Here is an 11,702-nt window from a genome sequence, read left to right as displayed (position 1 = left end):
ATCCAGCCCCAAGTCGTGGGACTGGGTTGCGCAGACTCTGATATCCACGACCTTCAGGGCCGACAATTTCGCCGCCAGATCCACGATGGGGCGATAGCGCAGGTAATTTTCCTTGAAGAAAATGGCCACCTCCGGGCCGTACAGCACAAACACGACCGGGGAAAAATCCGCGCGCATGCCCTCGGTCAGGTAAAAGCGTTCGGCACGCTTCAATGCCTCCGCCACCTCTTCGGGATTATTCTGCTCTATGCGGGCCAGATAACCGGGCACGTCCTGACGCTCGGCCTCAATCAAGCCATTGCGGAGGGGGATATCACCGGCCGTTGCCACCACCGGCCAACTGAACACCATCAGCAACAGCCAGCGGGCAACCATGCTCAGCAACTAGACGGAGAAGGATGAGCCGCAACCACAGGTAGTGGCGGCATTCGGATTGGAAATCTTGAAGCGTGAGCCCTGCAGGCCCTGTTCGTAGTCCACGGTGGACCCCGACAGGTATTGAATACTCAGCGGGTCGATCAGCACCGAGACACCCTCTTTTTGAACCAGAGTGTCATCTTCGGCAACCACTTCATCGAAGCTGAAGCCGTACTGAAAACCCGAGCACCCGCCACCGGTGACAAAAACCCTGAGCTTCAGATCGGGGTTACCCTCTTCCTCCACCAGACTCTTGACCTTGGCTACCGCTGCGTCTGTGACATACAGTGGCATGGGTGTAAATGTTGCAATACCTGACATGGATACTCCTGAATCAATCATGTGAATGCTCAGCAATCAATACCCAAGCATTCCAGTCAAGTATTCTATCACGAACCCAGGCCCTCCACGCCAGCCTCTGCATCATTTTCCGTCATAGCGGGTTGCGGAGGCTGTCCTGACGGACGGTGCAAAAAGCTGCCATTCACCTGGGCGCCCTTCTCGATCTCGATCAGCGCATAGTGCAAATCGCCTTCCACCACGGCGTTGGCGGCCAGTTCAACCTGATGACTGGAGTAGATATTGCCCTCGATACGGCCGTTGATGACCACCACCGGCACGTTGACATCACCCACCACACAACCCTTCGGCAAGATACGCACCCGCGCATCCACACCCTCTTCGGCCACGATATTGCCGGTAATCTGGCCTTCCACTTCCAGATTGCCGGCAAAATGCACATCGCCCATCACGTGGGTGCCGCTGGCAACCAGGGTGGTGCTACCCGCCGCAAAGTGTGCGTTATTGGTTTTCTTGCGCATGGTTCTACCCCACTTATATCTCATCTACATGCCAGTCAAAACGCCGCTCAACCGGGTTGGCACTGGCACCGGTTTTCCAGACACTCACCCTCATGGCCCTGGGTTCATAACCCTCTGGCAGGGTCAGCACGCCCTCCAGCATGTGGAAATATTTCAGTTTCACCGCAATCGGCGACGATGCCACATGGCTATCCAGCTGATCCAGCCCCAGGGTCTCCCTGATGCCGTTGCGGAACCCCTCGAGCTCGACTTTAATATTGATTTTGACGCTCTTCAGCTGGCTGGCTTTTTGCTGAATGATGGCCCGGTAGGCTACGCCCTGCCCATCCGGGAGCGCTTTTAAGGTCAGCTCGCCAATTTGCAGCCCCGTCTCCCCACCGCCATCCTGCAGCAAGTTGCGGTACAACCGCAGCTCCTCTTCATTGGTGGCCAACTGCAGTTGCAGCGAGGTGACCAGCTTTCTGACTTCTTCCAGTGAATGCTTGTCCACTTTTGCAGCCAGATCCACATTGGCAAATTGTTGCCGCAGGTCACGATCCCGCTTGCGCAGATCGTCAATCTCCTTCGCCATGCGGTGATTGTCCACCACGGCCCGATCGAAAAAACCGGTGCCCAGCGAAAATCCGAGCGCAAAGCCCAGGGCTACCGCCAACAGCCAGAGCATCAGTTCCCGCCGGCGCCGACCGGGCTGCAGCGAGCGAACGACCAGCTGGTCGTTGTGGCGCAAAGACATCAGGGCAACAGCGCCGGCGCCATCAGTCCCGCATTTTCCGGCAGGCCAAACAGGATGTTCATATTCTGGATGGCTTGTCCCGAAGCCCCCTTCACCAGGTTGTCCTCGACAACCAAAACCACCACCTTGTCACCGCCCTGGGGGCGAAACACACTGATGCGACAGGTGTTGGAGCCCCTCACAGTGCGCGTTTCCGGATGGCTGCCGGCGGGCATCACATCCACAAAAGGTTCGTCGCGAAAACGTGCCTCATAAAGCTGTTGCAGGTCTACGGTCTTGTCGCTCAGGGTGGCATAAAGGGTGGAATGAATCCCCCTGATCATGGGCAACAAGTGGGGAATAAAGGTCAAGCCAACCGAGGTACCGGCAATATCCTCCAGCCCCTGCCTGATCTCCGGCAGGTGACGATGGCCCGCCGCGCCGTAGGCCTTGAAGCTGTCACTGGCTTCCGCCAGCAGCGTGCCGACACTGGCCTGGCGCCCGGCACCGCTGGTGCCGGAGGCCGAATTGGCAATCAGGTCGCCGACATCCACCAGCCCCGCCTCCAGCAACGGCAGAAAACCGAGCTGGACACTGGTCGGGTAACATCCGGGGCAGGCAATCAGCCGCGCCCGGCGAATCTGGTCGCGGTTCACTTCCGGCAGGCCGTACACCGCCTCACCCACCAGCTCAGGGCAGGCGTGGGGCTGGTTGTACCACTGCTCCCACAGCGCCACATCGCGGATTCGGAAGTCCGCGGAGAGGTCGATCACCTTGATGCCCTTGGCCAGCAGGCCGGGCACGGTACTCTGGGCCACCCCGTGGGGTGTGGCAAAGAACACCACATCGCAATCGTCGAGAGCGCCCGCCGCCGGGTCGCTGAAGCTCAGGTCGAAATGGCCGCGCAGATTGGGAAACAGGTCCGAGACCGGGCGGCCGGCTTCGCCGCGGGAGGTGATCGCACACACCTCGACCTCCGGGTGCACGGCCAACAATCTCAGTAACTCAACGCCGGTGTAACCTGTACCGCCGACAATACCTGCTTTAATCACGATGCGCTTGTTCCTGTCATGGGTTGGGGAAGCTGCTTATAATACCCCAATCATCAGGGCATGAAAGGGTCCCTGTTCTCATGCTCGCCAGGAAGTCCCCATGGCCTTCGACAAGCTACATAAAAACTGGGTCGCCCGACAGCTAGACCTCTTCAGGTCCAGACTCGCCCACGCCGATGCACTGCCGCAACTGGCTATTCTCGGCTGTCTCAGCGGCCTGCTGACCGGACTGGTGGCCATCGCCTTCCGGCTGTCCTTTGAGTTGCCCCTGGCGATACTGCTGCCCGACGGCAGCGAATCCTTTGAAGCGCTGCCCGTGTGGCTGCGCTTTCTACTGCCCGTGTTGGGCGCGCTATTGCTGGCGTTGATCATGCAGCGCTGCAAACCGGAGCACCGGTCAGTTGGGGCCGGACACGTTCTCGATCGCATGCGTCATCACCAGGCACAATTGCCCGCCGCCAATATGCTGGTGCAGTTTGTCGGCGGCGCCATCGCCCTGCTCAGCGGTCACTCGGTGGGCAGGGAGGGCCCGGCAGTACACCTGGGCGCGGCCAGCTCCAGCCTGCTGGGCCAGCGCCTGCAATTGCCCAACAACAGCCTGCGCACCCTCACCGCCTGCGGGGTCGCCGCGGCCATCGCCGCCTCCTTCAACACCCCCCTGGCCGGCGTCATCTTCGCCAGGGTAGTGGTATTGATGGAATACACCATCAGCGGATTTATCCCGGTGATTCTGGCCGCCGTTACCGGCGGGGTGTTGTCGCGTATTGTGTTTGGCGCACAACCGGCCTTTGCCATCCCGCTTATCGACATGGCGACCCTGTGGGAACTGCCCTATCTGCTGCTCTGCGGCCTGGCCATCGGCCTCGCCTCCGCGTCCATGTTGCTGATTTACCGCTTTAGCGGGCGCTTTCACCAGCGCTCACTGCTGTTGCGCTTCCTGTTCGCCGGACTGCTGTGCGGCGGCGTGGCAACTCTGTTGCCCCAGATCCAGGGGGTCGGCTATGACACCGTCGAATTGGCGCTCAGCGGCGAACTGGCACTGTGGCTGCTGCTGGCCATCGCCGCCGCCAAGATTTTGGTCTCCATGGTATCCATCGGACTGGGATTGCCGGGCGGCATTATCGGCCCCAACTTTGTCATCGGCGCCTGCCTCGGCGGCGCACTGGGTATTCTCGGCAACCTGCTGCACCCCGGCGAGTCCGGCTCCACCGGTTTCTACGCCGTGTTGGGCATGGGCGCGATGATGGGCGCGGTGCTCAACGCGCCGCTGGCGGCGCTGATCGCCGTACTGGAACTGACCTACAACCCCAACATTCTGTTGCCCAGTATGCTGGTGATCGTGGTGGCCACCGTATCCTGCCGCATGTTCAGCGGCCTGCCGGGGGTGTTTTCCATCGACCGGGACTTGCGCGGTTATGAATCACCCCTGTTCCAGTTACTGAGCCGCTCCGGCGTCACCAGCCTGATGAACAGCCACTTTGTAAACCACTCCCGCCATGTGCCCGCAGCAAACGCCAAGGCCCTGTTGGCGAACAAACCGGAATGGATCGTGATCGAGGATGTGGGCGAACCCAAATTCATCCTCAAGCCCGCCGATCTGGCCCGCTACCTGGAATCGCTGGCCAGTGAAGTCGACACCCCCGCCGATATCGACCTGCGGGAAATTCCCGGCGATCGCTGGCGGCTGTTTCCGGTACACCGGCGCGCCTCACTGCAGGAGGCGCTGCTTTCCATGCAGCAGAACAACGCCCAGGCCGTGTACGTCAGCCAGGCGGCCGCTCCCCTGATGAGCGAGGTCGCCGGCATTATTACCCGCCAGGATATCGACAACTTTTACCGATAAGGCCCGAGCAATGAGTGTCATCAAGGAGTTACTGATCAGCGGCCAGAGCTGGATTACCGCCTTCCACATCATTGCCGTGGTGTGCTGGTTTGCCGCTCTGTTTTACCTGCCGCGACTGTTTGTCTACCACGCCATGGCGGAGGACGAGACCAGTAACGAGCGCTTCAAGGTGATGGAGCGCAAGCTCTACCGCGGCATCGCCAACCCCTCGATGATCGCCACCCTGGTGCTCGGCATCGCCCTGGTGAGCATCTACCCGAATTACTTCCTGCACGCCGCCTGGTTCCACGTCAAAATCGCCCTGGTGGTACTGCTGATCATCTATCACCACGCCTGCCTGTACCTGCTGAAACAATTCCGCGACGACAACAACACCCGCAGCCATGTGTTTTACCGCTGGTTCAACGAAGTGCCGGTGCTGATGTTGATTGGCATTGTGATCATGGTGGTGGTAAAGCCCTTCTGACGGCAATCCGGCGCGGCGCGGCGCGCCGTCTATACTGAATGGCATATGTTTGGCTTCAACGACAGCAACATATGCGTAAAATCAGTTGCCTGCTCACACTTATCCTCTCTTGCGCCCTGATTCAGGGCGCAGAGACAGCGCCGTCCGCGTGGGTGCTCGACATCAAGGGCGCCATCGGCCCCGCCGTGGCGGACTACCTGGAGCGGGGCATCCAGTCGGCCCATGAAGAACACGCCCAACTGGTGGTGATTCGCATGGACACTCCCGGCGGGCTGGACAAATCCATGCGCCAGATTATCCAGGCCATTCTCGCCTCACCGATTCCCGTGGTCAGCTATGTCGCCCCCAGCGGCGCCCGGGCGGCCAGTGCCGGCACCTATATCCTCTACGCCAGTCACATTGCCGCGATGGCGCCGGGCACCAATATTGGCGCCGCCACCCCCGTCCAGATTAGCGCTCCCGAGTTGCCGTCCACGCCCGAACAACCCGACAAGAACGGCTCGCCCAAAACGCCCTCTCCCTCCACCGCCATGGAGCGCAAGGTCGTCAACGACGCTGCCGCCTATATCCAGAGCCTGGCGGAAATGCGCGGCCGCAATGCCGAGTGGGCCGTGGCCGCGGTGCGCAACGCCGCTACCCTGACCGCCAACCAGGCGCTGGAAATGAACGTCATCGATCTGCTGGCGGAAGATCTGCCGACACTGTTGGCACAACTGGATGGCCGCAGCGTTACCACCCCTGCCGGCGAGCTGACCCTGGCCACCGTCAACGGCGAAATCCATCTCCACCAGCCGGACTGGCGCGCCCGCTTCCTGGCGGTGATCACCGATCCCAGCATCGCCTATATCCTGTTACTGCTGGGCATCTACGGACTGGTATTTGAATTTTCCCAGCCGGGCATCGGCCTGCCCGGCATTTTCGGCGGCATCTGCCTGCTGATGGCCATGTACGCACTACAGGTATTGCCGATCAGCTACACCGGCTTGGCCCTGATGCTGCTCGGCCTGGGTCTGATGGTCGCCGAGGCGCTCAACCCCAGCTTCGGGGTGCTCGGCATTGGCGGCATCATTGCCTTTGTGGTGGGCTCCATCATGTTGATGGACACCCATATCCCCGCCTTCCAGATTGCCCTGCCGGTCATCCTCGGTATTACCGCCGTCAGCGCGGCCCTGTTGATACTGTTGCTGGGCATGGTGTGGCGGGCGCGCCACGCGCGGGTGGTATCCGGCATCGCCACCCTGATCGGCCAATACACCCGCGTCGAGTCTATCCACAAAGGCCAGCCCATGGCTCGCCTGCAGGGCGAGCACTGGGCCGTGGCCGCAGACGAACCGCTCACGCCCGGAGACTGGGTCCGCGTCACCGGCACCAGCGGCCTGATACTGAATGTTAAAAAGGAGACACCGCCATGATCCCCGGCATCTATTTCACCACCACAGTACTGCTGTTCATTATTCTGCTGATCGCCTCGATGTTCCGGGTACTGCGCGAGTACGAGCGCGGCGTGATCTTCATGCTGGGACGCTTCTACCGGGTCAAGGGGCCGGGGCTGATCATCGTCTTCCCGGTCATCCAGCAAATGGTGCGGGTGGACCTGCGCACCGTGGTGATGGACGTGCCCACCCAGGATGTGATTTCCCGGGACAATGTTTCGGTAAAAGTGAACGCCGTCATCTACTTCCGGGTGGTGGATCCGGAGAAAGCCATCATCCAGGTGGAAAACTTTTTGGAAGCCACCAGCCAGCTGTCGCAAACCACCCTGCGCTCGGTGCTCGGCCAGCACGAACTGGACACCATGCTGTCCTCCCGGGACAAACTGAACGCGGACATTCAGGAAGTGCTGGATCTGCAGACCGATGCCTGGGGCATCAAGGTATCCAATGTGGAGATCAAACATGTCGACCTGGACGAGAGCATGATCCGCGCCATCGCCAAACAGGCGGAGGCGGAGCGGGTGCGCCGCGCCAAGGTGATTCACGCCGCCGGCGAGTTCGAAGCGGCGGAACAACTACTCGGCGCCGCCAAGACACTGGCCCAGCAGCCTGAGGCGATTCAACTGCGCTATCTGCAGACCCTGACGGAAATCGCCGGGGAGAGAAGCTCCACCATCGTATTCCCTCTGCCAATGGATATCTTGCAGAACCTGATTACAAAAGGCAGCGGCGATTAATTGGCCGAGGGTAGATTAGAAACCGCTGCCGGGCTGCGCCAAATAGGCAAGTTCCGCGGCAGTGGATTTTCGACCGAGCAAGCTGTTGCGATGGGGAAAACGCCCAAACCGCTCAATCACCGCCGCATGGCGCTCGGCGTAATCCAGAAAGCCCGCGAACAGGTGCCGCTGGCTCTGCGGCACCTGCGCCAACAACTGCTTGAACAGGCTGACACTGCGCAACTGCACAGCGTAATCCTCGGCGTGCTCGAGGGGCAGATAGAAAAACACCCGCTGCAGGGGCCGCAACTGTAAATCCAGGCCGGAAGCAATCCCGGACAGGCTCCAGTTCAGCGCCAACCGGTCAGACGCAAAGGCGGTGGGCGTGTCGCGGTAGATATTGCGGGAAAACTGGTCCAGCACAATGATCGCCGCCAGGCGGCTCTCGGGAAACTGCAGCCAATAGCGGTTGCCGCCATTCACCAGCACCTGCAACAGGGTTTCAAAACGCCGCCGAATCTCCGCATCGGTCGCCGCAGCTTTCCCCCACCACAGGGCAGACTGCTGTTGCGCGCAGACCACCTCGTCCGCTGCCGATCCAAACCAGTAATCCAATACCCCCTGCCAGGCTGGCAAACCGCTACCGTCCATTGCTCCTCCCACTAGCCACATTGCATGGCGCATACCGTGCCAATTGAGGATAATAGCGTCCTTTCAGCCATCGGTAAAAACCAGATTCCATCATGCAGAATTCAGAAAAACTTTTTGCAGCAGCACAGCAACACATCCCCGGCGGCGTCAACTCGCCGGTGCGCGCCTTCAAGGCGGTCGGCGGCACGCCGGTCTTCTTCGACAGCGCCGAAGGGGCGTATCTGTTCGATGTGGATGGCAAGCGCTATGTGGACTACGTGCTGTCCTGGGGGCCGATGATCGCCGGTCACAACCACCCGGCGGTGATCGCCGCGGTGAAAAAACAGCTGGAAAAGGGCATGACCTTCGGCGCGCCCACCGCGCTGGAAGTCGAGCTGGCGGACCAGCTCTGCGAACGGGTGCCGGGCCTGGAGATGGTGCGCATGGTCAACTCCGGCACCGAAGCCACCATGAGCGCCATTCGCCAGGCGCGCGGTTTCACCGGTCGCGACAAAATCCTCAAGTTCGCGGGCTGCTACCACGGCCACTCCGACTCCCTGCTGGTGAAGGCGGGTTCCGGCGCCCTGACCCTGGGGGTGCCCAGCTCACCGGGCGTACCGGCGGCGCTGGCGGATCACACCATCACTCTCACCTACAACGACATCGCCGGCGTGGAACAGGCCTTTGCCGAGATCGGCGAACAGGTGGCCTGCGTCATTCTGGAACCGGTGGCCGGCAACATGAGCTGTATCCCACCGGTGCCGGGCTTTCTGGAAACCCTGCGCCAACAGTGCAGCCTGTCGGGCGCGCTGCTGATTATCGACGAGGTGATGACCGGCTTCCGGGTGGACCCGCGCTGTGCCGTGGGCCGCTACAACATCGATGCCGACCTGATCACCCTCGGCAAGGTCATCGGCGGCGGCATGCCCGTCGGCGCCTTTGGCGGCAAGCGCCAGATCATGGAACAGATCGCCCCGCTGGGCCCTGTCTACCAGGCCGGCACCCTGTCCGGCAACCCGGTGGCCATGGCTGCCGGACTGGCCACCCTGGAACTGCTGGCGCAACCGGGCTTCCACGACGACCTGTTCGCCAAGACCACCTGCCTGATCGAGGGTCTGCAGGCCCGCGCCGATGCGGCGGGCATCCCCATGACCACCAACCACGTGGGCAGTATGTTCGGGTTGTTTTTCACCGAAGAGAAAACTGTCAGCAACTACCGGCAGGTAATGGCCTGCGACACCGCGCGCTTCGGCAAATTCTTTCACGGCATGCTGGATGCGGGGGTCTACCTGGCACCGGCTTCCTACGAGGCGGGCTTCCTGTCCACCGCCCACAGCGACGCCGATCTGGACTTCACCCTGGATGCCGCCGAGCGGGTATTCAAAACACTCTGACATAGTTAGTCGGTGCAGGGATGCACCAGAGTTCACCAATGGTAGTGGCAAAGCTGCCGCCGCCTGCTGTAGTCTGAAGGCAGGACCATTCCTGTTGCGTAACAATAATTGCCTCACAACAAAGCGCACACCACCTGATAGTTATTGTTAACGTCCTAGCGAAGGATTTATCGCATGTGGTTACGCACGAAATGTGACTTGAAGTTCGAAATAGCCGTGCCGACGCCGTTCATCCTGATGCTGCGACTGCGCAGCGGGGCGCAGCAATGGGTCGCCAGTGAGAAATACAAACTCGAACCCAGTGTGCCCGTGTACGAGTTCACCGACAGCTATGGCAATCTCTGCCAGCGCCTGATTGCCCCGCCGGGGCCGTTCGCAATCTCCACCGAGGCCGCTGTCCGCACCGCCGACCAGGTTGACCAGGCGCCGGGGGCGCCATTTGTCGAAGTCGAGTACCTGCCCGACGGCGTGCTCAGCTACCTGTTGCCCAGCCGCTACTGCGAGTCGGAGCGCTTCGGCCAGATGGCCGCCGCCATCACCGCCGACCAACTGCTCGGCTACGATCAGGTCAAGGCTATCGAAACCTGGGTGCGCGACAATATTCGCTATGAACCGGGCACCAGCGACACCCCCTTGTCCGCCATTGAGATTAATGCCCGCTGTTCCGGCGTGTGCCGGGACCTGTCACATCTGGGCATTGCACTGTGCCGCAGCCTCAGCATTCCGGCACGGTTGGTGGTTGGCTATCTGCACGGACTCCACCCCATGGACCTGCACGCCTGGTTCGAGGCCTACGTTTGGGGGCGCTGGTACACCTTCGATGCCACCCAGCCCGAACTGAGAGGCGGCTACGTGGCTATCGGTTACGGGCGCGATGCCGCCGATGTCGCCATCTACAACCAGTTTGGCCCGGCGGTATATCCGACGTATCAGCATATTCAGGTGCAGCGTATTGAGGAGAAGGACGTCTAGTCACCCCGGCAGCACCATTCGCAGCAACGCCGACCTGGAAGTGACGGGAAAACGTTAGATTAGAATGGGGGTTTAAGACGGGACGTCTTTTGGCTCCCCTCGCTCACATTTTATGCAGTCCAGCTCGATGCCCAGCATCGACTCGCGACCGCATTGCGATTCAACCCATGGCCTGTTCGTCCAGGGCGGGTTATGCCTGACATGCTGAAAATGTCCGCAGGCCAGCTCTGCCACCCAGTCTGATTGCTCATCTTTGTGATAACCGGTAATGGGCCTTTTCATGGAGCCAGGTACGACATAGGGTCAACCACTTTGGAATGAAAAAGTTTTACACTGATCCAACTTATCAGAATTGCTCAAAAAACAATCGTTACGACCCCTTTAACTTACGAATTCTTAGAGAACCAAGCATGAACAAAACCCGCCTGATAAAACTGGACAGGAGAGCCAAAACCACCACGTTCAATAATTGACTTAACCTCATCAGGGGGCAAAATCGAAACGTCTTTTGCCCATGCAGAATGTGTTTTTTCTATAGCATCCGCAGGTACCTTTGCAGCGTGGAGCATACTTACCCATACCTTGAGCAAGGCTTCATACTCTGGTGTTCCTACAGATGAAGAAAGGTCAGCACTAACTAAGATAGCGTTGTGTTTAAGTCTTTCTGATATGGCACGGAAAAAGTTTGAACGCGCCTCATTATCGAGGATAAATTGTGAAACCATAAAACAAGTAGCCGCGTCGTAAAGCTCAACATCTGGCAATGATTCCACATAACCTTCGTGAAACGTACAGCGAGAAATATAACCCTCTTTCTCTGCTCTTTGGCGGCATACATCAAGCATTGCACCAGAGGGTTCAACAGCAGTAAACCTCCAGTCTGGGAACCTGCTAGCTAAATAAGAAAGCTCAACACCAGCGCCTAAACCAACACAAAGTATTCGGGCAGCCTGTGGTAATTCCGATAAGATCCATTCGAGTTGAAAGTAGAGACCATCATGAACAGGTGCCAGCTTCTTTTGCTGCTCTTCATAGCCTGTAGCCTGTTTATCAAAAACAGCTTTGAGTTCATCTTGATTCATGTGACATAGGTACCTCGGGAGCATAACGAGCCTGTAGAAAAACCCATTTTAGCCAGATCACACTTCCCATCTTCTGATTTTCCATGTCATGGCTCATCGGTTTTTGCTATTCAAGTATTATTAAAATGTATTGCTGCACAACACACATTAAGCGGCTGATCCCT

At 59.4% G+C, this 11,702-nt stretch carries 13 protein-coding genes and 1 pseudogene; 6 read left to right on the top strand and 8 right to left on the bottom strand.

Translation table 11 applies throughout. The features are described from left to right. From ABY948_RS07690 to argC, 5 genes and pseudogenes are all read right to left on the bottom strand, one after another. Positions 1 to 375: pseudogene (locus tag ABY948_RS07690) on the bottom strand (hypothetical protein); the annotation flags it as partial. 9 nt (positions 376 to 384) lie between these two features. Next, complete coding sequence (erpA, locus tag ABY948_RS07685; protein WP_461481943.1) at positions 385 to 738, bottom strand: iron-sulfur cluster insertion protein ErpA; 354 nt, start codon at positions 736 to 738, stop codon at positions 385 to 387. 68 nt (positions 739 to 806) lie between these two features. Then, positions 807 to 1,238, bottom strand: a complete 432-nt coding sequence (locus tag ABY948_RS07680; protein ID WP_461481942.1) for a bactofilin family protein — start codon at positions 1,236 to 1,238, stop codon at positions 807 to 809. A gap of 13 nt (positions 1,239 to 1,251) precedes the next feature. Continuing rightward, on the bottom strand, positions 1,252 to 1,971 hold the full coding sequence (locus tag ABY948_RS07675; RefSeq protein ID WP_461481941.1) for a DUF6776 family protein: 720 nt from the start codon (positions 1,969 to 1,971) through the stop codon (positions 1,252 to 1,254). After that, positions 1,971 to 3,002, bottom strand: a complete 1,032-nt coding sequence (argC, locus tag ABY948_RS07670; protein ID WP_461481940.1) for an N-acetyl-gamma-glutamyl-phosphate reductase — start codon at positions 3,000 to 3,002, stop codon at positions 1,971 to 1,973. Before argC ends, ABY948_RS07675 begins: the two co-directional genes overlap by 1 nt. 100 nt (positions 3,003 to 3,102) lie before the next feature. Between argC and ABY948_RS07665 the strand changes: the two genes are divergently transcribed. The 4 genes from ABY948_RS07665 to ABY948_RS07650 all read left to right on the top strand — a co-directional run bounded on the left by ABY948_RS07665 (position 3,103) and on the right by ABY948_RS07650 (position 7,481). Continuing rightward, positions 3,103 to 4,845: a chloride channel protein gene (locus ABY948_RS07665; protein ID WP_461481939.1), complete on the top strand. Its 1,743-nt coding sequence runs from the start codon at positions 3,103 to 3,105 to the stop codon at positions 4,843 to 4,845. Between the two features lie 10 nt (positions 4,846 to 4,855). Continuing rightward, positions 4,856 to 5,311, top strand: a complete 456-nt coding sequence (hemJ, locus tag ABY948_RS07660) for a protoporphyrinogen oxidase HemJ (RefSeq protein WP_461481938.1) — start codon at positions 4,856 to 4,858, stop codon at positions 5,309 to 5,311. Positions 5,312 to 5,382: 71 nt separating this feature from the next. Beyond that, entirely contained in the window at positions 5,383 to 6,723 is a 1,341-nt protein-coding gene (locus ABY948_RS07655; protein ID WP_461481937.1) for an NfeD family protein, read from the top strand. Beyond that, positions 6,720 to 7,481, top strand: a complete 762-nt coding sequence (locus tag ABY948_RS07650) for a slipin family protein (protein ID WP_461481936.1) — start codon at positions 6,720 to 6,722, stop codon at positions 7,479 to 7,481. The genes ABY948_RS07655 and ABY948_RS07650 overlap by 4 nt, the downstream gene beginning before the upstream one ends. 15 nt (positions 7,482 to 7,496) lie before the next feature. On the opposite strand, the gene ABY948_RS07645 is transcribed toward ABY948_RS07650, so the two are convergent. After that, a complete protein-coding gene (locus ABY948_RS07645) occupies positions 7,497 to 8,111 on the bottom strand; it encodes a DUF924 family protein (protein WP_461481935.1) in 615 nt (204 codons plus the stop codon). 92 nt (positions 8,112 to 8,203) lie between these two features. Here ABY948_RS07645 and hemL point away from each other — a divergent pair, with 92 nt between their 5' ends. Further along, on the top strand, positions 8,204 to 9,484 hold the full coding sequence (gene hemL, locus ABY948_RS07640; RefSeq protein ID WP_461481934.1) for a glutamate-1-semialdehyde 2,1-aminomutase: 1,281 nt from the start codon (positions 8,204 to 8,206) through the stop codon (positions 9,482 to 9,484). Positions 9,485 to 9,658: 174 nt separating this feature from the next. Next, complete coding sequence (locus ABY948_RS07635; RefSeq protein ID WP_461481933.1) at positions 9,659 to 10,456, top strand: transglutaminase-like domain-containing protein; 798 nt, start codon at positions 9,659 to 9,661, stop codon at positions 10,454 to 10,456. Positions 10,457 to 10,528: 72 nt separating this feature from the next. Here the strand turns inward: ABY948_RS07635 and ABY948_RS07630 are convergent, their stop codons facing one another. Further along, positions 10,529 to 10,738 carry a DUF3565 domain-containing protein gene (locus ABY948_RS07630; RefSeq protein ID WP_461481932.1) on the bottom strand — a complete coding sequence of 70 codons (210 nt, stop codon included), beginning with the start codon at positions 10,736 to 10,738 and terminating at the stop codon, positions 10,529 to 10,531. Between the two features lie 104 nt (positions 10,739 to 10,842). Further along, positions 10,843 to 11,538, bottom strand: a complete 696-nt coding sequence (locus ABY948_RS07625; protein ID WP_461481931.1) for a class I SAM-dependent methyltransferase — start codon at positions 11,536 to 11,538, stop codon at positions 10,843 to 10,845. Positions 11,539 to 11,702: the final 164 nt, after the last annotated feature.

Source organism: Porticoccus sp., from assembly GCF_041592135.1.
Lineage (GTDB): Bacteria > Pseudomonadota > Gammaproteobacteria > Pseudomonadales > Porticoccaceae > Porticoccus.
The sequence above is the reverse complement of the archived record's forward strand: the minus strand, read 5'-3'. Positions and strand labels throughout refer to the sequence as shown.

Excerpts from the sequence above, each read along its gene's own strand:
- ABY948_RS07665 (WP_461481939.1), top strand. The coding sequence starts at position 3,103 with ATGGCCTTCGACAAGCTACATAAAAACTGGGTCGCCCGACAGCTAGAC.
- ABY948_RS07675 (WP_461481941.1), bottom strand. The coding sequence starts at position 1,971 with ATGTCTTTGCGCCACAACGACCAGCTGGTCGTTCGCTCGCTGCAGCCC.
- ABY948_RS07650 (WP_461481936.1), top strand. The coding sequence starts at position 6,720 with ATGATCCCCGGCATCTATTTCACCACCACAGTACTGCTGTTCATTATT.
- ABY948_RS07630 (WP_461481932.1), bottom strand. The coding sequence starts at position 10,738 with ATGAAAAGGCCCATTACCGGTTATCACAAAGATGAGCAATCAGACTGG.
- hemJ (WP_461481938.1), top strand. The coding sequence starts at position 4,856 with ATGAGTGTCATCAAGGAGTTACTGATCAGCGGCCAGAGCTGGATTACC.
- hemL (WP_461481934.1), top strand. The coding sequence starts at position 8,204 with ATGCAGAATTCAGAAAAACTTTTTGCAGCAGCACAGCAACACATCCCC.
- ABY948_RS07655 (WP_461481937.1), top strand. The coding sequence starts at position 5,383 with ATGCGTAAAATCAGTTGCCTGCTCACACTTATCCTCTCTTGCGCCCTG.
- ABY948_RS07645 (WP_461481935.1), bottom strand. The coding sequence starts at position 8,111 with ATGGACGGTAGCGGTTTGCCAGCCTGGCAGGGGGTATTGGATTACTGG.
- ABY948_RS07680 (WP_461481942.1), bottom strand. The coding sequence starts at position 1,238 with ATGCGCAAGAAAACCAATAACGCACACTTTGCGGCGGGTAGCACCACC.
- erpA (WP_461481943.1), bottom strand. The coding sequence starts at position 738 with ATGTCAGGTATTGCAACATTTACACCCATGCCACTGTATGTCACAGAC.
- ABY948_RS07625 (WP_461481931.1), bottom strand. The coding sequence starts at position 11,538 with ATGAATCAAGATGAACTCAAAGCTGTTTTTGATAAACAGGCTACAGGC.
- ABY948_RS07635 (WP_461481933.1), top strand. The coding sequence starts at position 9,659 with ATGTGGTTACGCACGAAATGTGACTTGAAGTTCGAAATAGCCGTGCCG.